This window comes from Dapis brunnea BLCC-M229 (assembly GCF_050015995.1).
GTDB lineage: Bacteria > Cyanobacteriota > Cyanobacteriia > Cyanobacteriales > Microcoleaceae > Trichodesmium.
The window spans coordinates 2,983-23,023 of record NZ_JBNHEP010000047.1; the positions used below are offsets into that span (position 1 = coordinate 2,983).

The 20,041-nt window shown below is 33.4% G+C and carries 24 protein-coding genes; 4 read left to right on the forward strand and 20 right to left on the reverse strand.

Annotated features, from left to right (window positions below):
• Positions 1 to 68: 68 nt before the first annotated feature.
• The 10 genes from ACP6PM_RS04450 to ACP6PM_RS04495 form a co-directional block, all read right to left on the reverse strand.
• Positions 69 to 245: a class IIb bacteriocin, lactobin A/cerein 7B family gene (locus tag ACP6PM_RS04450; RefSeq protein WP_426582216.1), complete on the reverse strand. Its 177-nt coding sequence runs from the start codon at positions 243 to 245 to the stop codon at positions 69 to 71.
• Positions 246 to 624: 379 nt separating this feature from the next.
• Positions 625 to 798 carry a hypothetical protein gene (locus tag ACP6PM_RS04455; RefSeq protein ID WP_426582217.1) on the reverse strand — a complete coding sequence of 58 codons (174 nt, stop codon included), beginning with the start codon at positions 796 to 798 and terminating at the stop codon, positions 625 to 627.
• Between the two features lie 95 nt (positions 799 to 893).
• Positions 894 to 1,091, reverse strand: coding sequence for a hypothetical protein (locus tag ACP6PM_RS04460; RefSeq protein WP_426582219.1), 198 nt, complete (start codon positions 1,089 to 1,091; stop codon positions 894 to 896).
• 41 nt (positions 1,092 to 1,132) lie between these two features.
• Complete coding sequence (locus tag ACP6PM_RS04465) at positions 1,133 to 2,239, reverse strand: T3SS effector HopA1 family protein (RefSeq protein ID WP_426582221.1); 1,107 nt, start codon at positions 2,237 to 2,239, stop codon at positions 1,133 to 1,135.
• 36 nt (positions 2,240 to 2,275) lie between these two features.
• Complete coding sequence (locus ACP6PM_RS04470) at positions 2,276 to 3,436, reverse strand: phosphotransferase (RefSeq protein ID WP_426582223.1); 1,161 nt, start codon at positions 3,434 to 3,436, stop codon at positions 2,276 to 2,278.
• 1,094 nt (positions 3,437 to 4,530) lie between these two features.
• On the reverse strand, positions 4,531 to 4,878 hold the full coding sequence (locus ACP6PM_RS04475) for a Nif11-like leader peptide family natural product precursor (protein WP_426582225.1): 348 nt from the start codon (positions 4,876 to 4,878) through the stop codon (positions 4,531 to 4,533).
• Between the two features lie 306 nt (positions 4,879 to 5,184).
• Positions 5,185 to 5,490 (reverse strand): Nif11-like leader peptide family natural product precursor, encoded by a 306-nt coding sequence (locus ACP6PM_RS04480; protein ID WP_426582227.1) that lies wholly within the window; start codon positions 5,488 to 5,490, stop codon positions 5,185 to 5,187.
• Between the two features lie 32 nt (positions 5,491 to 5,522).
• Positions 5,523 to 5,966, reverse strand: a complete 444-nt coding sequence (locus ACP6PM_RS04485) for a nitrogen fixation protein (RefSeq protein WP_426582229.1) — start codon at positions 5,964 to 5,966, stop codon at positions 5,523 to 5,525.
• A gap of 253 nt (positions 5,967 to 6,219) precedes the next feature.
• Positions 6,220 to 6,447, reverse strand: coding sequence for a hypothetical protein (locus tag ACP6PM_RS04490; RefSeq protein WP_426582230.1), 228 nt, complete (start codon positions 6,445 to 6,447; stop codon positions 6,220 to 6,222).
• A gap of 317 nt (positions 6,448 to 6,764) precedes the next feature.
• Positions 6,765 to 6,899, reverse strand: coding sequence for a hypothetical protein (locus ACP6PM_RS04495; RefSeq protein WP_426582444.1), 135 nt, complete (start codon positions 6,897 to 6,899; stop codon positions 6,765 to 6,767).
• A 300-nt stretch (positions 6,900 to 7,199) separates the two neighbouring features.
• Between ACP6PM_RS04495 and hpnH the strand changes: the two genes are divergently transcribed.
• Together hpnH and ACP6PM_RS04505 are read left to right on the forward strand one after the other, a co-directional pair.
• On the forward strand, positions 7,200 to 8,222 hold the full coding sequence (gene hpnH / locus ACP6PM_RS04500; RefSeq protein ID WP_426582232.1) for an adenosyl-hopene transferase HpnH: 1,023 nt from the start codon (positions 7,200 to 7,202) through the stop codon (positions 8,220 to 8,222).
• Between the two features lie 692 nt (positions 8,223 to 8,914).
• Positions 8,915 to 9,559 (forward strand): LysE family translocator, encoded by a 645-nt coding sequence (locus ACP6PM_RS04505; RefSeq protein ID WP_426582234.1) that lies wholly within the window; start codon positions 8,915 to 8,917, stop codon positions 9,557 to 9,559.
• A 338-nt stretch (positions 9,560 to 9,897) separates the two neighbouring features.
• Here ACP6PM_RS04505 and ACP6PM_RS04510 read toward each other — a convergent pair whose 3' ends face one another.
• The 5 genes from ACP6PM_RS04510 to ACP6PM_RS04530 all read right to left on the reverse strand — a co-directional run bounded on the left by ACP6PM_RS04510 (position 9,898) and on the right by ACP6PM_RS04530 (position 13,479).
• Positions 9,898 to 10,791, reverse strand: a complete 894-nt coding sequence (locus ACP6PM_RS04510; protein WP_426582236.1) for a metal ABC transporter permease — start codon at positions 10,789 to 10,791, stop codon at positions 9,898 to 9,900.
• 407 nt (positions 10,792 to 11,198) lie between these two features.
• The gene (locus ACP6PM_RS04515) at positions 11,199 to 11,531 is read right to left on the reverse strand and encodes a XisI protein (RefSeq protein WP_426582238.1); all 333 of its coding nucleotides are present in this window, start codon (positions 11,529 to 11,531) and stop codon (positions 11,199 to 11,201) included.
• A gap of 70 nt (positions 11,532 to 11,601) precedes the next feature.
• The gene (locus tag ACP6PM_RS04520; RefSeq protein ID WP_426582435.1) at positions 11,602 to 11,874 is read right to left on the reverse strand and encodes an element excision factor XisH family protein; all 273 of its coding nucleotides are present in this window, start codon (positions 11,872 to 11,874) and stop codon (positions 11,602 to 11,604) included.
• Between the two features lie 104 nt (positions 11,875 to 11,978).
• The gene (locus ACP6PM_RS04525; protein WP_426582240.1) at positions 11,979 to 13,133 is read right to left on the reverse strand and encodes a hypothetical protein; all 1,155 of its coding nucleotides are present in this window, start codon (positions 13,131 to 13,133) and stop codon (positions 11,979 to 11,981) included.
• A 175-nt stretch (positions 13,134 to 13,308) separates the two neighbouring features.
• Positions 13,309 to 13,479 (reverse strand): type II toxin-antitoxin system Phd/YefM family antitoxin, encoded by a 171-nt coding sequence (locus ACP6PM_RS04530; protein ID WP_426582242.1) that lies wholly within the window; start codon positions 13,477 to 13,479, stop codon positions 13,309 to 13,311.
• A 270-nt stretch (positions 13,480 to 13,749) separates the two neighbouring features.
• Here ACP6PM_RS04530 and ACP6PM_RS04535 point away from each other — a divergent pair, with 270 nt between their 5' ends.
• Positions 13,750 to 14,229 carry a hypothetical protein gene (locus tag ACP6PM_RS04535; RefSeq protein ID WP_426582245.1) on the forward strand — a complete coding sequence of 160 codons (480 nt, stop codon included), beginning with the start codon at positions 13,750 to 13,752 and terminating at the stop codon, positions 14,227 to 14,229.
• 293 nt (positions 14,230 to 14,522) lie between these two features.
• Here the strand turns inward: ACP6PM_RS04535 and ACP6PM_RS04540 are convergent, their stop codons facing one another.
• Both ACP6PM_RS04540 and ACP6PM_RS04545 read right to left on the reverse strand, forming a co-directional pair.
• Positions 14,523 to 15,314: a metal ABC transporter ATP-binding protein gene (locus ACP6PM_RS04540; protein ID WP_426582253.1), complete on the reverse strand. Its 792-nt coding sequence runs from the start codon at positions 15,312 to 15,314 to the stop codon at positions 14,523 to 14,525.
• Positions 15,315 to 15,623: 309 nt separating this feature from the next.
• Positions 15,624 to 15,872, reverse strand: a complete 249-nt coding sequence (locus tag ACP6PM_RS04545) for a hypothetical protein (protein WP_426582255.1) — start codon at positions 15,870 to 15,872, stop codon at positions 15,624 to 15,626.
• A 7-nt stretch (positions 15,873 to 15,879) separates the two neighbouring features.
• Between ACP6PM_RS04545 and ACP6PM_RS04550 the strand changes: the two genes are divergently transcribed.
• Positions 15,880 to 16,716 carry a metal ABC transporter solute-binding protein, Zn/Mn family gene (locus ACP6PM_RS04550; RefSeq protein ID WP_426582257.1) on the forward strand — a complete coding sequence of 279 codons (837 nt, stop codon included), beginning with the start codon at positions 15,880 to 15,882 and terminating at the stop codon, positions 16,714 to 16,716.
• A gap of 193 nt (positions 16,717 to 16,909) precedes the next feature.
• Here ACP6PM_RS04550 and ACP6PM_RS04555 read toward each other — a convergent pair whose 3' ends face one another.
• From ACP6PM_RS04555 to ACP6PM_RS04565, 3 genes are all read right to left on the reverse strand, one after another.
• Positions 16,910 to 17,353 carry a hypothetical protein gene (locus tag ACP6PM_RS04555; RefSeq protein WP_426582259.1) on the reverse strand — a complete coding sequence of 148 codons (444 nt, stop codon included), beginning with the start codon at positions 17,351 to 17,353 and terminating at the stop codon, positions 16,910 to 16,912.
• A 761-nt stretch (positions 17,354 to 18,114) separates the two neighbouring features.
• Positions 18,115 to 18,291, reverse strand: a complete 177-nt coding sequence (locus tag ACP6PM_RS04560) for a hypothetical protein (protein ID WP_426582261.1) — start codon at positions 18,289 to 18,291, stop codon at positions 18,115 to 18,117.
• Positions 18,292 to 18,522: 231 nt separating this feature from the next.
• Positions 18,523 to 19,605 carry a sensor domain-containing diguanylate cyclase gene (locus ACP6PM_RS04565; RefSeq protein WP_426582263.1) on the reverse strand — a complete coding sequence of 361 codons (1,083 nt, stop codon included), beginning with the start codon at positions 19,603 to 19,605 and terminating at the stop codon, positions 18,523 to 18,525.
• Positions 19,606 to 20,041 lie beyond the last annotated feature (436 nt).

Genomic DNA, 20,041 nt, shown 5'->3' on the forward strand with positions numbered 1-20,041 from the left:
CCTCTTGATTAAAGTTGTTTAATTGTCAAGTTAAAAGAACTTTACCCTGATTTTTCAGGAATGTTTATCTACAGATATTTGCCAGCAACATAACCAGCTACAAATCCAGCAGCAAAAAAGGCAGGTGTTATTCCACCTTTAGTGAAGTTTAATTCTTCCTCTGTAAGTTCACTAATAAAACCTTCAGAATCTAAGAATAATTCAGTTCCAGCAGGACGTAATTCAGAAATTGTGATATTAGCCATTGTCGATATTCTCCTTGTTATAATTTTTGATTTTTGCTTGAGGTTGTTTACCTCTTTACATTCACTATAATAAGTAATTTTTCTTTGCTTGCCAAGTCTTTTTTATCATCAAAAAAGACATAAATAATTGAGTTATACGAGATTATTTCAGGATAAATTAAGCCTGATTATTGAAATTTGTCTCAATCTAATAAAAATTAATTTAATCTAATTTTTTTACCAGACATAATTATGATAATTTTAGAAAAAAATGTATTTTTCTTCTTTTCAAGACCACTCAAAAATAGCAACAAAAAAATCAGAGCTAATATTTATTAGCTCTGAACTAATTTATTTTGTATTTTCTAGAAATTGATATGACTATCTATTCTATCTAGAATTAGACTATAATAGGAGTAAAAAGAATGAGCGGGCCGACAACAGGAGTAGTGACAAAAATACCACCTTTAGTTAAGCTTAGTTCCTCATCTGTAAGTTCATTAATAAAACTCTCAGAATCTAAGAATAATTCAGCACCAGTAGGACGTAGTTCAGAAATTGTAATGTTAGCCATTAAATGTTTTCTCCTAAGCAGTTGGTTGTTTGTAGATCGGAATATTGATTTTTTTGTCTTGTGAATTACATAATTAATTCCAAGATGATAATCTCTTAATAAACAAAAGAGATTGATTGAACAAAAATATCTTCAGAAGCCGGAATATCAATTATGCTGATATTAGTAGCAGGAGTAGTAAACCCACCTCCTCTAATGTATACATCGTCAGTTAAATCATGGAGAAAACTTTCTTCTCCTTGAAATAAATCAAATCCTACTAGATTTAAGTCTGAAATTTTAATTTGAGCCATTGTTGAATATTCTCCTTGATAAATTAAAAAAATAGCCGATTCTAAAAATGATATATATCCTCAGAATTGGCATTAAGATAGGGACGCTCTACATCAATTCCTAGCAAATTAAATTGCTCTAAAATGGTATTCATACGATTCTCTGGTGAGTTATCGCTTTGATGCCAAGCTTTTAGTAAACCATTAGCTATAATTTGGCATCTGTTCATGCCAAAACTTTCCTGGATACTAAACTTTTTGTCTGGTTCTTCAGCTAAACCTAATCCTGGTGCTAATTGTTTTGTGAATAAAGGAGTTTCTGGTTTAAACTCTAATTTAGTCTGGGAATAAACATTTTTGAGAACAGCTAAAACTAATTCACAATATTCCCGATTAAAGTAGAGAACTCCTGAATCGTAACGTTTATATTCATCAGGATTATACAAAACTTTAAAACTAAAAGGAATAGCTTTTTGATTTAACTGTTTTGTCAGATTTTTCATTACTGTAATAGTACCTTCAGGAGTTAAATTAAAATAAATTCTGACCGTAGTGAAATTATTTTCTGAAGCTCTATAACTCTGCACTCCTGAATTACTAACTGCCATATAAAAACCATTTTGTACTAAGTTTTTTGGCATTTTTATTTCTACTAAATCACCAATTACAGCAGTTTTGTGAGCAGTTTGTAAATGTTTTTCTCTTTCAATATGGAGTTTTAAGCCACCTTTAGTTACTACTAAACTACCATCATTTTCTTCTTTCAAAATTTGCCAGTCAGCATCAAAATAACCTTCTCCTTGATTACTTTTATGTAGTTTTTCATAAAACTCTACATCTATTCCTAAAAAGGTATTATTTTCTAAATCTAGCTGTAAATGATGTTCGTCTTGTTCTGATTCTGAAGTAGTTTTCATCGAACCATTGTAATAAACTCCATAGAGAAAACTACGCAGAATTAGACCCATATATTTATTATGTATTTCTGTGGGTAAACTTTGAAAGCGAGAGACAACATCATCCGGTAATTCAAAAGGTTGATAATTTGGATGTTGGATGCAAAAATTAGGTTTAATCTTAACGTTTTGTACAATATCTTCTAACACACTCTGTAATCTATCCTGAATTTGAGTGGTTTGCTGAACTGATGAAAAATTAAGTAATTGCATGGCTGTTTAATTTCTGTTGAATTGATATTATTTTACTTAAACTAAAGAAGTAGAAAACTGACTTAATTTAGTAGCAGCAGTACCAAAAATTGTGGGAATTGATTGTTGGGGACGACATAATAATGTTTTGGCAACTTGCAACATGGCAATACCTGTATTACCAAAAGATTTTTGATACTGAATCATTGCCTGAATTTGCTGAATTAAACTAAAGCCTGCAAATTGTATTGCTCGTGGTAAAAAGTCTGGAAAATGTTCTAATATTTCTGGGAAAGTCTGGAGATAAGTTAGGATAAAACTAGCAAGAGAAGGTTGTAATAATTCTAAAGGTGTTGTTGCTAAACGCAAAGATTCTTCTATGGTGAGAGATTTACTAATAACTAAACTATTTAACCAAAGTTGTAGATAACTGCCAATTAAAGTTCCTACATCAAAAGTTGGGTCTCCCCAATCACAACGTTCCCAGTCTATTAATTTGACAATATTCTCTTTTTCTTCCTGCCAATTTGTGCGTAGTAGAATATTATTTAGGCTAAAATCATTGTGAGTAAAACAACAAGGATTAAAAGAATTGCTTAATTGAGTGATCGCTTCACCTAAACTATTGTATCTCTGATAAAGAGCAAAGAATTTTAATCCATCTCCTGGTACTATCCCAAAAATTTCTGGTGTTATTCTTTCTAAATTATTGACAAATTTGTGTACTTGTTCATTTATTAAGTGATTAGTCCGATCGGAAAAAAATTCTCGATGTTCTTGACAATTAAAGGTATCTCGGTGAACGGTTGCTAATGCTTTACCAATCTCTACTGTAATTTCCTCTGGAAAACTATTTTCTTTCCTATATAAATTCATTAAGTTCTCATAGTTATCCAAGTAAGTAGAGACAATAATAGAATTTTCTAAATCAAAATGTACTACTTTTGGCAAAAATAAACGCCAAGGTTCAAGTTGGGGAAATTGATTTAAAAAATTTTGAAATAGCCATTCATTCTGAAACTCACCTATAGTTTTTCCCTGCTGATTATGGCGTTCTTGTTTGACAAGTAGTTTACGACCATCAGCAAAAGTTACCAGCAAGTTAAAGTTTTTAGCACTTATTGGTTCAACTTTGCTCAGAGCTTCTTCTTTTTTGTTGTCTAGAGAATGCTCTGACAGATAATCAAAAATATTATTAGAGCTTAAAATAAAAGTCATTTTTATATTAAAAGTTAAGTTTTAACTTGACAAGCAATACTTAGCTAGATACTGCTAATATTTTCCTGATTTATTGATGAATATGCAAGTCATTAACTTGAATAAAGTAGACATAAATTACAAAATTATGTCTTAATTTAAAAGTAAGCATTCAGCTATTAGCGGTCAGCTCTCAGCTTTTTCAGGAAGGATGTAGCTCAATATACTATTAAGGTTAACTAGTAGACTTTTACCAAAAAATCAGGTCTAAAATCTTCCCTAGGATAGGGGATGAACAAAATCAACATCCATATTTCAATTCCAATGGTTTAGGAAGATGTACTGATAATTGATAACTGAAATGACCCATACTTTTAATTCTTTAAAACCTCTCAATTGCTTTTGCCTCTTTTCAAGGTTAATGAAGCTGATAGTTAATAGCTGACGGCTGAATGCTTACATTTAAAATTATTGTTGTGACTAATATCAGCTACCAACTTGATATTTGTCGATAGCTGATTAATCAATACTAATATGTAACTTTATCCAATTTATCCAAAGCTTTCTTAGCCCTAAACATGGCTCTCAAAAAAGCTACCTGACTATCTTTAAATAGACCTCTCCGGAAAAGAGGGAACAGGGAACACTTAACTGGGAACACAGAGAAGTAATTGATAATTTATGGATAAGAATTGATTTGATTTTTGATTTTCACCAGATGTCTAATGTAAAATAATTTCCTTACGCAGAAACCAGGTTTATCAAGGAAATTGGCGTTGCTGAATCAAGGTATGAAAATAAAAATTGAACAATCTCAAATATTTGTTATTCAATAGTTTAGCAATTACCAAAAAATACAAATCATACTCAAAATCAGCAACGCCAGGAAATTTTGTGGTTTGAATAACAAATAATCAGGGTAATAAACCTGGTTTCTTGGTTGGGAAAGCGTAAGTCCTGTATAGTCAAAGTTTTGAGCCTATAAAATCTTACTTTTAACTTTTTTAGGGGCGAATGGCCATTCGCCCCTACGACTTTTGACTTCCGTGAAACGGTATTAGGAAGGGGGGCTGAAAAATCTCTATTGAGTCCGTTCTTAATTTGCCAATTATTGATCACAGAAGTTTTTCATCAACAGTAATACCATACATTGGCTGCCGCCATAGCCAATCTCTGGGAGGCCACCAGGGAATGCCATATGCTGGTATAGGACCAATTTTTAACCCACCAACAACTGCTGCCATCTCTTCTTCGTTCAAATCTTCCAGCACACTGCTTTCACCATCTGTTGATTCTAACATCTGGGACGTATATTCTTCTAACTCCTCAGTAGTGAAGTCATAGCCAGCTTCTTGCATAATTTTTCTTCCTTCTTCTTGAGTTTGAGTAGCTTGCAATTCAGCTAAAAACTCTTTATCATCAGCTATTCTTTCATAGAAAGCTTGAACATTTTCTAAGGACATAATTAACTCCTAAATTTCTCAAAATTATTTATTTGTTGTTTGTAACAGCAGGTTTTGCTACCTGTCTAATTACTTCTGATAGACTATAGTTATCTGTAATCACTTGGGGACAACAGATACAAGCGTCTTTACATTCTTGTTGCCATCATTGACAGTTGGAACATATCGAATAGGGAGGTAGTTTCTCAAATACAGTGGTTAATTTTTCTACCACTTGCATTGCCAAGCGACATTTTGCTCCATCAAAAGGTGTTGCACATTAAAGGTTGATTAAGCCTGTGTATCTAAGACAACTCTATAAAAAATTTATAGAAGCGACAAAATAAAGCTGCTAACGCTGCCATAGATAGCTTGTATAAAACCAATTTTTAACCCACCAAAAACTGCTGCCATTTGTTCTTCATTCAAGTCTTCCAGCACGCTGTCTTCAGCATCACTCGACTCTAGTAGCTGGGAAGTATATTCTTCTAATTCTTCAGAAGTGAAGTCATAGCCAGCTTCCTCCAGGATTTTTTTTCCTTTTTCTTTAGTTTCAATAGCTTGAAGTTGAGCTAAAAACTCTTTATCGTCAGCTATTCTTTCATAGAAAGCTTGAACGTTTTCTAAGGACATAATTAACTCCTAAATTTCTCGAAATTATTTATCTATATCTGTGCAACAGCAGGTTTTGCCACCTGTCTAATTACTTCTGAGGGACTATAGTTATCTGTAATCACTTGGGGACAACGCATACAAGCTGCTTTGCCTTCTTGTTGCCACCATCGACAGTTGGAACGTATCGAACAGGGAGGTAGTTGCTCAACTGCAGTGGGTAAATTTTCTACAACCTGCATTGCCAAGCGACATTTTGCCCCATTAAAATGTTGACAGCTTTTCTCTGCGCAGGGTGCAGCAGTTCTGAAAACTTCTGCTGGCGTAACGGAACCAGATAATGCCATTACTTCTTCAGTCATAGGTAGTGGTTGTTTGAGATAGGCGAGACGGGGTGCGTCTACAGTACCACTAATAATCCCAAATACTTTACTATCTAGCATTTCTGGGCGCGCACTAGGGCAAAGGGTTGTCTTATTGGTGGTAACTTTTTCCATAAAAGATCCTCTAGCGAACAACTATTAAGTCAGTGCTTGTTGGAAGTTGCTGTCATGGTAATTACAAGGGATTCCATTTTGGTGAGGTACACCCATCGCGGGCAAGATGCCCGCACATGCATTCATTTAATTGTTAATATCTGTACTTCATATACTTGGAATCTTCTGTATATTTAGTCTTCATGGAAAAATTATAATTTTTTCATAGATATTTGAGACTAAAATATTAAACATTCAGCAACACTATTTCTGACTACTGGATTGCAATTTTTGGCTCTGGGTTGAAGATTAATCCTAATACAATTGGCGGACATATCCAGCCTTTACAATCAACAGGGCTAATAGTACTAAAACCACCTAAAACTTCTGCTGCTTGTTCCTCAGTAATATCTGAAACACAATTGTTGCGACGTGCTTTAGCATTGGCAATAGCTTCAGCCATTAGCTCGGAGTTTAAATCTGTAATATTTAGATTAGCCATTGATAATTATCCTCGAAGGTTATTTTTTTCAAATTAAGCTCTATTTCATCTCTTTAATATCTAGACATATTGAAATTTGTATACCTAGCTTGCTTGGTATTAAATTTCCATCTAAATCACTAGGAGCAAGTTGATTTTTTACTCCTAAAGATATGATGTTCAAGCTTATCTTTGTTAAATACTATATTCCTATCTTTTATAAATTCGCTAGTCTTTTCAGATAAAAAAATGACCTAAAGTATAAAATTATGTCTTTTTTAGCGATCGCTCATACTGTGACCTAAATTATAAAATTATGTCTTTTTTTTAGCTATTATTTACATTTTGAATTTTTCTACGACACTACAGAGTATCAAAAGTATCGCTGTTTGCGCAGCATTCCGCAGGAAAAGTTTGTAGGCATTCAAAACAATAATAATAATATCGTTGACTTCCTTTACTTGTCTTTCCATGATATTTGAGTTTTCTGATGGCCACACAGAGGACATTCCACAATAAAGTATTTAGGGACAATAGTCATCTTATGATTCCCACAATTTCTTGATGCACTACTCTATAAATTGATAGCTTTTGGGAATTTGTGGTCTTGCTCAATGATTTATGATTTTTCTAGATTTTGAATTACGGTTTGTAGCTTTCACCTATCTGTATAATAGCTAGAATCAGCAATGCCGAATTTTCTTTTAAAATTTGGTTTGACTACTTCAATTGCAAATTCAGCAAAACATATTACTTAAAATAAGAGGTTATTCATGGCAATTCAACTTCAACAAGCTCTAGAAGTGGGAAAATATCTTTTGACTCAACGTTTGAAAGGACGTAGACGTTTCCCCTTAGTTTTAATGCTGGAACCTCTATTTAGATGTAATTTAGCTTGCCCTGGTTGTGGGAAAATTCAGCATCCTAAAGAAATACTCAAGCAAAATTTAACGCCTCAAGAATGTTTTGCTGCTGTGGAAGAATGTGGCGCTCCTGTGGTTTCTATTCCCGGAGGAGAACCTTTATTACATCCACAAATTGATGAAATTGTACAAGGGTTAGTTGAGCGTAGAAAATTTGTTTATTTATGTACTAATGGTTTGTTACTGGAAAAGAATCTCAATCGATTTAGACCTTCTCCTTATCTAACTTTTAGTGTTCATCTTGATGGTTTACAACCAACTCACGATAAATGTGTGGATAAACAAGGGGTGTTTGAAATAGCAGTTAAAGCAATTCGTGCTGCTAAAGCTAGAGGGTTTCGAGTTACTACTAATACTACTGTATTTGAGGGAACAGACCCGAAACAAATGCAGGAATTTTTTGATTTTTTGGAAAGTTTAAATATTGATGGAATGATGATTTCTCCTGGTTATAGTTATGAGTGGGCACCAGACCAGGAGCATTTTCTGAGGCGACAACAAACACGGTTATTATTCCGAGAAATTCTTGCTCCTTTTAAAGCTGGTAAAAAGAATTGGAATTTTAACCATAATCCTCTATTTTTAGATTTTTTGATGGGGGAAAAAGATTATGATTGTACTCCCTGGGGTAGTCCTAGTTATAGTGTGCTTGGTTGGCAAAAGCCCTGTTATTTAATGAATGAAGGGTATTATGCTACTTTTAAAGAACTTTTAGAGAAAACTAATTGGGATAATTATGGTTATAAAAGTGGAAATCCTAAATGTGCTGATTGTATGGTTCATTGTGGTTATGAACCGACAGCAGCAATGGCGGCAATGGAGTTAGAAAATATTCCTCAAGTTCTAGGTTCTTTGTTGAAAATTGGTGGTTAAATTAAGAGGGGAGAGGGAAAAGAGAGTAGGGAGAAATAATTGATAATTTATGGATAATAATTGATTTGATTTGGGATTTTTGGAGATGTCTAATATATAATCCGGGTAATTAGTTGTCCTATCGTCCTCGGAGTCAGGTAGGGGAGCCGTCGGATTGGCGACATACAGGAGAAAGAAAGTATTTGAGCTATTAAATTTTTACATTCGTATTCAATACAACATCTGTATTCAGAGGAAGTAATATTCCGATTACCGAATAATTAATAATTAATAACTATTAATTAAATAATTCAGCTTTATTAGCCTCCCCAATAAAGGGGAAAAAGCTGTCGTTTCGGTTATCGCCGACATGAAAAGCCGAGCTTCCCGTAGGTTGGGATGGATGGGTTACCTAATACTGTTTCACTGAAGTTAGAAGTCAAAAGTCAGAAGTCAGAAGTGAGATTTGATCGACTAAAAACTCTGATCAGATAATAGTTTCGAGCAATTATTTGACATTTAAAGTTGGAAACTATTTGTGACATCCCTAAAGTGAATTGGTATAACCATATCCAATCGACTAAGAGAAAAGTGCTAGGATATTTCCTGATATTCAATCCTCTCAGTTTTAACCAGAGCTAATTATCCATTATCGATTATCCATTAATGAATGTATAACCGGATTTTATATCAAAACTAATAATCAATTTAACATGAGTGAATTATTTAATTTTAATGGTATTACCATTCAAGCCATGTTTGGTCTTGCTATAGGAATCTTAGTATTAGCCAGTACACCAGGACCTGGTATTTTAGCAGCGACTTCTTGTGCCTTAGTATCAGGTTTTCGTTCATCCCTTTTAGTAATAGCGGGAATTGTTATAGGAGATATTATATTTCTTTTCATAGCAATTTTCGGACTAACATTAGTGACTGAATTTATTGACAATGGTTTTATTATCATTAGAGTTTTAGGTGGTCTTTATTTAGTTTGGTTAGGTTGGAAACTTTGGACATCAGCACCTATCAATTTAGAAAATGATGATGAGGCATCAAATAAAACTTATTTAAAAAATTTTACGGCAGGTTTAGCTATTACACTTAGTAATCCTAAAGTTATTATTTTTTATGGTGCTTTTCTTCCTGTTTTTATCAACCTTAACGATTTACAAGTAAATAGTATAGTTTTAATTGCTACTCTTCTTACCGTTATTGTTTCTCTAGTAACTGGATTTTATGCTTATTTAGCCTCTCGTGCTAGATTATTTTTTAAAAGTGAAAAAGCTATGACTAATATTAATCGTATAGCTGGGACTGTCATGTTTAGTGTTGCTCTTTTAGTAATTTTAATTGCTTAATAATAAAGTAAGCATTCAGCTATTATAGCAATCCTCAATAGGTTGTAAGATTTTATCTTAGGGGTTTGGTCTCCAAACCCTAGTAAAAATAATGGGATTTGGAAACCAAACCCCTACAGTTTTTCTCACAAAGCATTTCATATTGCTATAGCATTCAGCTATCAGCAATAAGCAGCAATAAGAACCTAGTTTTGAGGGTATGTTTTGTAAACATCTTTTTTTCCCTTTTGAATTTGCACTAAAAACAATAGCTGATAGCTGACTGCTGAATGCTTACAAAAAAAGAAAAATGACAGAGGTAGCTGTCTAAGAACAAGATGATGAAAAACCGGATATTTTCAATTTGATTTAATCAAATTTTTCAACTCCCGCCAAATAGAAGGTTGATTAGAAGTTGATGCGGGATGAGTCAAAATTCCCTGAGTCGGGCTGAATAAAAAAGCCAGTATAAATAATCCAAATGATACTAATACAATCGCTGGACCAGATGGTAAATTATAGAAGTAGCTAATATACATTCCACTAATACTAGATAAAATTCCTATTCCTACTCCTAAAATCATTACTTCGTGGAGTCTTTTAACTAATAAATAAGCTGTAGATGCTGGTGTAATTAATAAAGATAAAACTAAGACTACTCCTACTGCTTTGAGACTGGCTACAATTGTCAAACCAATTAACATCATTAACCCCAAGTTTAATAAATTTACAGGTAAACCTACTGCTTGAGCGCCGAGGGGGTCAAATGTGTAAAATAATAATTCTTTATACAATAAGATTACTACTAATAAAACAATTGCACCAATTATTAATGTATCTCGCACGTCTCCAATAGTTACGCCGAGAATATTGCCGAATAAAAAATGATTTAGGTCGATTTTATTGTCTTTCTGAATAATTGTAATTAATGTGATTCCTAGTGCAAAGAAGGCAGAAAAAACTATCCCCATTGCCGCATCTTCTTTGATTGGCGATCGCGTCCTAATTAAGTTAATTAAAATAGTGCTAATTATTCCAGAAATAAATGCTCCGATAAATATATTTGCTCCTATCCAAAAAGCAATGGCTAATCCTGGTAAAACTGAGTGACTAATAGCATCTCCTAATAGTGCTAATCTTTGTACCATTAAATAACTGCCGACTACTGCGCAAATAATTCCAACTATTACTGCGACTAGGAGCGATCGCTGCATAAAACTGTATTGTAGTGGTTCGAGTAATGTTTCTAACATTAGTGTTTATTTTTCCTTTTTTTGTCTGTTTGATTATTTTGATTTTATAGCAAATAATTAAGTAGTAAGTTGGAAATATTTTGGATAATTAAGTAAACATTTGTAGTTATCAATTCACATTTTTTCAGTAAATATACAACTACTAAAATTTGCATAATTTGTTAATTAATTAGGAGTTATGCAGAAACGGGGTTTATCGAAGAAATTTTGTGATGTTGATAATCAGGAAAATAAACCCGGTTTCTTGTTTCGTTGCGTAAGTCCTGTTAATTTTAAGAAACTGCAAAACCTGTATATTTACCGAGAAATTGTGGGTATGCGCCTCCCCTTAGATAGAGGAAAAAAGAAAAAATTTTTCATTATTAGTCAATCCTATCCGTTTTCAAGGAGAGGTAAATTATTAATTATTAATTATTAATTATTAATTGTTGAAGCACTTCCTCTGGATGAAAACCTAAAACTATCATGTCCTTGGTTATTCCTGCTTCTAAAAGTGTTTCAGCAACAGGTTGAGAACAACCATCATATTGAATCCAGATTTTATCATTAATAATATCAATATGAACTACGGAATCACAAACTTGACGTACAGCATCCCAACCCACATGAATTACTTCATAATGATCTCGTTCAGTATCAATTACAATTTCAACATCTATTTGACCATTAGCGGGTTTATGAGTAACATATTCGTATATTATTTCCTTAATAATCTCACGATAGTTATCTAATTTATCCATTTAACTATTCTCCCAATTTTTTCATCAAAAATTATCAGATGTAGTTGTATGTTATTAATAATTAATTGACCTAATCTCTCTTGGAAAAATTTTCATAAGCTTGCTGATTAACAGCAATATAAAGTAAACGTTCTGTCTCTAGTTCCGATAATACAGTTCGATAAATTTCATATTCCCCCACTGCTACTTGTAAATCGTTTATGGGAGAAAGACTAATAAAACTTTTGATTTCTACAGCAATTTTTTGACCTTGTTTTTCGGCTGCAATCGCTGTTTTTGCTGCACCTAAATCAACATAAAGATGTTTACCTCCATAACCTAAATATAAAGGGTCATGGGTGATTTTCTAACCATCTGTTTTTAATGCTTCAACAACCGTATTATGATAAATATCTCTAGCTGGCATTAGTTATTTAAAAAATTCATAGTAAAAAAAAAGAGTTATTATTAGTAGTTTATATTTATTAAATCATGGATAAAATTCATTTTTTCTCGTTCTTCATAACTATCTATCCAATGCAAAAAAGCGATATTCTTGTTATGAGATTTGACTATCAATTTTATCAAAGAATCAACATTGTTTAATTGCTTTTCGGATAAGGAATCAAAATTCTTTACTATTTGGTTTATATCATTGGTATTTATATAATTAGTAAATTTACCCATCAAACCAACAAAAATGTCTGAAGCCTGAACAAATAAATCACCTTGCGAATCAACAAAGGAATAGTTTTTTATTTCTTTACCTTCATCAATTACTTTGTAGTTAACTAGCATTTCTGAAATAGTTGCCTCATTATCAAAAATATGATTTGAATTATTGAACAAATATATAGGTCTTAGATAAAATTCCAAAAAATCCTTTATCAAAACACGATCTTCTTCGTCAATTATAAATGGAAGTGAATCCTTTTTATTTGCCTCTTTGAGTATTTGCCTAAGGGACTCTAATCCCAAATGGAATTCTGCCGTATCAATATATTCGTCAAATATTGAAGTTAGTTCTTCAATGAATTCTGAAACTGATTCCTTTTTAATATTAGGATAATTAAAGTTATAAAACAATTCTTGAAAAGACTCAATTTCGAGTTTTGCGAGCTTATATAAGTCATTTTTTAGAAATTTATGGTAATCTGAACCCAACTGCATTGCCACTTCTGAGTTCATAATTGCAGAATCAACAATATCGACAATAGACCAGTAAAGAATATTTAAACTTGAATAATGAATGTATAAATCATTGTCCGACAAAAGGTATTTCAAAAATACATTCAGTTTTTCAGACTTCAAGCAGTCAAGAAATTCTTTCTTTCCCTGAACAATATGCTGAAATTTTACATCTTTAATATTCTTTTGTAGATTAAGCCTATCAAATAAGGGTTTAATATCAGGTTGGCTTCCTTCGTAAACTAAACCACCTAAAACAAAATTTGAATGAAAATCTTTTGAATTAAAAGAGACATTAAAATCGAATTCCTTCACAGAGAATTTTCTAATATTATTGGTTTCGTCATGATAAAAAGTAAAAGAACTGTCAAAGTCTGCTGTTGGTGCAAGTATCTTTGTCATTCTTCTCAGATCGCTAATATCAAAATTTACCATTTACTACCTCTTTTCATAATCTAAAATTTTAGTTACCAACTGTTCCTATTATTACCTACAAAATTATAACAAAAAAATTTTAGAAGAATCAAGCAACTTACCTTAAAGACTCTGAAAAGAAACCAACTTTAACCCCCATAAGCACAATGCAAATTGTCTCTATTCTCACTTCCCCTCAAATGCGTTCAGCATATCTTCCTGGCAAAGGAGCATCGAAATCATCTGGAACAGTAAACTCACCTGCACACAAACCAAATGGTCGTAATTTCTTGCTACTGATAATAGGTCTAATTTCAGCGATCGCTTGGTCAACTCGAATAATTACAACAGTTTCTCCCTCTTCCACTAGCTGCAAATATTTCAGTGGATCGCTTTGAACTTCATCAATAGCATTATAGAACCCCTAACCGCATATTTTGAGGAAATTGAGGTTTGAAACCTCTCGGTTCAGGTTTTGGCCGTCTCAGTTAACTCCTACCCTAACCACTGATACTTTTTCAGCCAACTCTAGGTAGACAAAACCAATAATGAGTGTTTATACTTCTTTTTAGATAACACAAATGATGTTATCTTTTTTCAAACACCTAACTATTGTCCAACAGTTAAGGAGAAAATCATGCGTACTAGAGAAGCATCTTTTTTATTAGGTATCTCTCGTCAACGTTTATTAGTTTTACTCGCTCAAGGAAGAGTTAAAGGAGCTGACAAAAAAGGCAGATTCTGGGAAATTCCAGTATCTTCGAGCGGTATGCCCGTAATAATTCCCGCTCGGCGCGGTCCGAAAGGTATCTGGCACAAGCAAGAAACAAGCGTACCTCAAATGATTCATGTTAATCAAAGCAAGATTAAAAGTAATCAGGGTAAGCCTCCAGAGGAATTGGAACCTGTAGTGTCTGTCAAACACAACGATCGGAACGATTATGGTTATGACTTATATATTTCAGGTCCTTGCCACATCGTCTATCGACCTTATAATCCAGCAAAATGTGGCGCTCATCTGTGGATTAATACTTATGATCCAGTGCAATTTGTAGACACTCAATTTAATCTAGATCCAGCCACTGCAAGGCAAGCCTACAAACAAATTAAGAGATAGTCTGGTTTCATTCGTCAGGCTCGTTCGTCACCAAAAAATATTTATTCGCTCACAGCAGCTTAACTGACAATAACTTCAGTAAATTTGTGCTGTTTGTTTGTGGGAAATCTTCACAGCATTAAGATTTTGATCTTCCTATTTTTTCACAAATCATTTAGGATTGCTATAGCTCTCACTCAAGTCAAAATATTAGTTGTAAAGGATTTCTATTTTATTAAAGTTCTAACACTTTTTTGCAGTGCTATAACTAAAACTTTAATCCTCCTCAAAAAATCTTAAGTTCATAAGCAAAATTAATTATACATCCTGTTGAATACCTGTTCCCTGTTCCCAGTTAAGTGTTCCTTGTTCCCTCTCTCAACAAAGAAACCAACCTTACCCCCATAAGCACGATACAAATTTTCTTCCTGCAATACAACTTGTCGATCGCCAACAGCAATTAACTCCTTATTTAACAGAATTAGATTGTCAAAATTAGTAATAGACTCACCCAGATCGTGGTTAACAACAATCACAATTTTTCCAACTTCAGCTAACTCGTGAAAAATATCAAAAATAATATTTTCAGTCTTCTGATCGACTCCAACAAACGGTTCATCAAAACAGAAAATATCCGCTTCTTGAGCTAAAGACCGCGCCAAAAATACCCGTTGCTGCTGACCCCCAGAAAGTTGACCAATGGGGCGATCGCGATAACTATCCATCCCTACCTTTGTCAACGCTTCCAATGCTAACCTCCGACTCACGCTAGAAAAACGACGAAACCAACCAGTCTGACGCACTCGCCCCATCATTACCACATCCCAGACAGTAGCAGGATAAGTCCAATCAATTTGCGATCGCTGAGGCACATAAGCAATTCTTCCTAACTGTTCCTGAAGTGGTTTGTCATTGTAAATTACAGAACCCCCACTCACAGGAATTAATCTCAGCATTCCTTTTAATAAGGTACTTTTTCCCGCGCCATTAGGGCCAATAATACCTGTTAATTTTCCTGCTTGTATCTGTAGGGTAATGTCTCGCAACGCCTCAACGGTACGATAATGGACTCCTAAATGATTTACTGTAATTTTGGCCTGACTCATTAATTGTGACTCCTATCAATTATCAAATATGATTCTCTGAAATACTCTCACTCATAGAGATGCGTATCAAAATTTGACCCTGGAATGTGAGAAATATGAAAGCAATATGATATAAATTATGAAAGGAATATGAAAAATTGTCAATTAAATCAAAATTAAAAAATTAAAAATGAAAATTAGTAGGTATTTGCGCAAAATTAATTTAACTAACAGTCCAGGTAGAGAAGGCTTAACTCGGAGCGGGGAAAAGGAAATATCTCTGAGTAGTAGATATACGCAGGACTTAGATACCCAAACAAGAAACCAGGTTTATTGCTCTAATTCCGTCTCACAAAATTCCCTCGAGCAACCCGGTTTCTGCCTAAAATCCAAAATAAAATCAATTCTTATCCGTAAATTATCAACTACTTCTTCCTGTTCCCTGTTCCCTGTTCCCTGTTCCCTATTTTCTATAGGAATTTTATTAGGATTATGGATTAGTGGTTGTACTGCCCCATCTCCAAATATTTCTGCTGACGGTGAGGGTAAACCTTTAGTAGTTTCTACTAGTACCATCATTGCTGATATGGCAGAAAAAATAGGTGGGGATGAAATTGAGCATCAGGGAATCATGGAACCAGGAGCTGACCCTCATATTTATGAACCGGTGCCTGCTGATAGTGTGGCTTTTGAGAAGGCAGATTTAATTATTTATAATGGCTATAATTTGGAACCTGCTTTAATTAAACTGATGAATGCTGCGGGTGTAAGAGCGCAAAAGTTAGCAGTTGCGGAAAAGGTGACGCCTTTACAAAATCCGGATAAGGGGGAGTTGCTGCCAGATCCCCACGTTTGGGGTGATGCGGAAAATGGAATTGTGATGGTAAATGCAATTCGGGATATTTTGATTGAGTTGTCGCCAGAAGATAAAGAGGTGTTTATGGAGAATGCTGCCAGATTAATTGAGGAGTTACGGCAGGTTGATATTTGGATGAGTAAACAAATAGCGACTATTCCAGAAAGTCAGCGCCGACTGGTGACTACCCATGATGCTTTTGAATATTATGTGAGAGCTTATGGTTTAGAGATAACAGGAACTTTGATTGGGATGACTACGGAGGAGCAACCTAGTGCACAGACGGTGAAAAATTTGGCAGAAGAAATTAAGAAAACTGGAGTGCCTGCTATTTTTGCGGAGACTACTATTAATCCTAAGTTAATTACTACGGTTGCTGAGGAAGCAGGGGTAAAGTTAGCACCTAGGGAGTTATATTCTGATTCTATTGGCGCTCCTGGGAGTGAAGGAGATAGTTATGTGAAAATGTTGATCTCTAATACTCAGGCAATAGTGGAAGCTTTGGGTGGGAAGTATTCTGCTTTTGAGTTGCAAACAAAATCGACTCCAGCGTTGCAGGCGAAGTAAATATGCTATACAGTGTCGATGATATTATTATTTACAACTGACCTAAGTTAATTGTCATCACTGAAAAAAGACAATCATTTTTTTGGGAGTTGCACATTCAAGAATGATAATTAATTTTGAACTATAGATATATTCAGGAAATATTTATCGAAAAGTATCTACTTTTAATTTCATCATTCCTGACTGTACAAATCTATTTTTTGTGTATGTTAACTTGGCTTTTAGTATTCTCAGTATTATTATTTATAATTGCTCCATCACCACTACTTTCAATATTCACTGTGTTAGTTTCATTAACAGGTAAATCTCTAGAGAAATTTTCAAAATTTAAATTGTTTTCAATGTTAAAATCGCCTACTTGAGAATTACCTCCTTCAATATTATTGGTTGAGCTACCACCTTGAGCACTACTATTATTAGTATTAACATTTTTATTATTAAATGTATTCGTATTTTGAGAAACTTCTTTATTCAGTTTAGAAGCTACTCCTTTTACGGATGTAGGTTTGATTTCACTATTAAGTGAATTATTTAGACTTACTATAGCAGCTAAAAACCCAGTGATAGCAGTTAAGCTAGCAATAGTAACACTGATAAATTTAAGTAATTGCCTTGATTTTTTATTGTTGTTTGACATGATAACTATATCCTAATATATTTTTGTTGTCTAGTTAGGGTTAGGGAAGATTCAGTTAGTTTGATAAATACTACACCAATTTTATATGAGGCTGCAAATAATGATAAAATCTACAGTCAACATGGTAAATATTTTTGTTTTCCTTAGTCAATTTTTACAAAAAGATTACTTCATTTAAAGATAAGTTTTCCATGATAGATTCTGAAGCTTGGTAGAAAATTGAGAATTGTAAGGTTGACCCCATAAGGTATTATTTGTGAAAGTTATATACTCTGCCAAAAGTTTATCAAAGCCTAATTTTCTAAGAGTTACATTGATTTTGTATTTAGTCTCAAACTATTTCCCTATTACTTTAAAGTCCTTAACTTAGGTATCTAGACTTTAGGAAGATAATTAATAGAATTGTCGCTTTCTAAGGTGAAAAATTGTGAAAACCCTTGCTGTGTAAAGCTTGTAGTTATTTGAGATTTAAAAGACTTGAAATAATTTCCCTGTATAGGTTTTAGCGGTTTTTTCCATCTATTTAGCGACAAGTCTAATGAAAAGGATTTTAGTCTTTACTACAACTTACAAATTAAAATCCGACCTCCCTCACACCCACTAACCAAAGTTTTACCATCCGGACTAAATTGCACCGGATGATAACAAAAAAGACTATCGAACAATTTCCGAGTCTACAAATTCCATAGTTTAACAGTACCATCTATATTCCCACTCGCAAGAACTAGAAAAAAACTGTTCAGGTGACTTTTACACGAGTCCTAAAGAATTAGGAATTTTTCCTTCTTTTGCCATTCAGCTATTTTGACATCACACTCCAAACAATTAGAATTTTCTATTTTTAATTGTTTGATTGTGTCAAACAAACCTGCGTATAATCCCTGGTTAGCTGTCACAAATAACGAGGTTGCTATTAAAATAATTTTACCTGTTTTCATCAGTCTTAATTTAATTATACTTGATGCTTAAAATCTCCTTATTTCTGTTATGACCTTGTATATCTAATTATTACTAATTTCTTTATGCTTAATTCAGACTTTTTTAATTTTTCTTAATAAAAAAACGGACAATATAAAACTATAAAACTTAAATATACATATCCAATAATAAAAAATAAAGTAAATTATTTCCCCCTACTCCCTACTCCCTACTCCCTCTTTTCTATAAATTTACTGCTCTAATTGATACAGAACAACTCGATTACGTCCAGCTTTTTTCGCCTGATATAAAGCTCTATCTGCCCGTTGTAGAATCTCTTCTCCTGTGGTTCCATCTAAAGGAAAACAAGCAACTCCTAGAGAAACAGTTAGGGATGAAAGAATTTTACCTTGATTTTGTATAGATAATTCCCTCACTCCTGAACAAATATTTTCTGCCCTTTGTTTAGCAATACTTAAAGGGGTATTTATGAAAATCAAAGTCATTTCTTCTCCACCGTAACGACAGACAATATCAGATTCTTGAACTTGCCCCTGTAAAAACTTTGCCAGTTCTCGAAGTACCATATCTCCAACATCGTGACCATAAGTATCGTTAAATCTTTTAAAGTGGTCAACATCTACCATGACAATACTTAAAGGTTGTTGATTGCCTTTAGCTTTAATAATCTCTTGCTTGAGATATTGATCTAAATAACGGCGATTAAATAAACCTGTTAAACCATCACGAATACTATCATTTCTTAATTGTTCTCTCAGTTTCAGGTTGTAAAATGCTAAAGAAATGTGTTTAGCTATAGTATGAGCTAAATGTTTTTGATAGCAACTAATTTTTTCTGAACATTCCGTTCGGAGGTAAAACAACCCCCAAACTTTACCTTGACTTAAAAGAGGAATACAAATAGTTTGAGTAGGTTGAGCTTCCTGATCGATATGACGACAAAATAATCCTGGTTGATCGTTGCTGGCAATATGAGTTTGTCCACGTAGTAATGCCCAACAATCACTAAATTCCAATGAAGTTTCATTATCTGCTCTCTTACCAAAAGAAGTAACTCTTTCAAATATACGATTACACTCATCTGTTAAGAATACACTGCCAGAAAACCTGGGAAATAATATTTGGAGAAATTCTGCTAACAGTTTACTTGTGTCTTCAATTTTTGCGCATACTTGTAAAAATTCTATCATCTGGTGAATAGTGACCATTTCCTGGTGGCGTTGTTCTAGTGTATTTACTGATTCTTGCAAACGCCGTACTTTTTCCTCTAGATGACTATTCTTATTATTTAATAGTTCTTCGTAAGTTGTCATGTTAAAATTTTCCTTCAGTTCGTTCAGATTATTATCCGTTATTGTCAAAATTAATGTAGTGATATTTGTCTTCACAATATATGAATTTGATCTTGGAAATTAATGAACTATATCAGTATTGACGATGAGTTTAGTAATATGTTTAGGTAATTCGTTTAAAGCTTTTGTGTGATTAAAATCACTGATTGAAAACCTAAACTAAGTGATATAAAACCAAATTCAAAAAAGGTCGTTACAGTAAAAAAGGAGTAAGGACGTTGCATGCAACGTCCCTACGGAATAGGGAATAGGGAAAACCCTTGCTCTTTATTGAATTTTACTATATGGCAAAATCCTGGTATTCCATAACTACAAAAAAGAGTTAATGTGGCATTATTTTTTGAAATTGGTATAATACTGTTTTGAGATTATATTTTATAAATTATATCTTAACTTT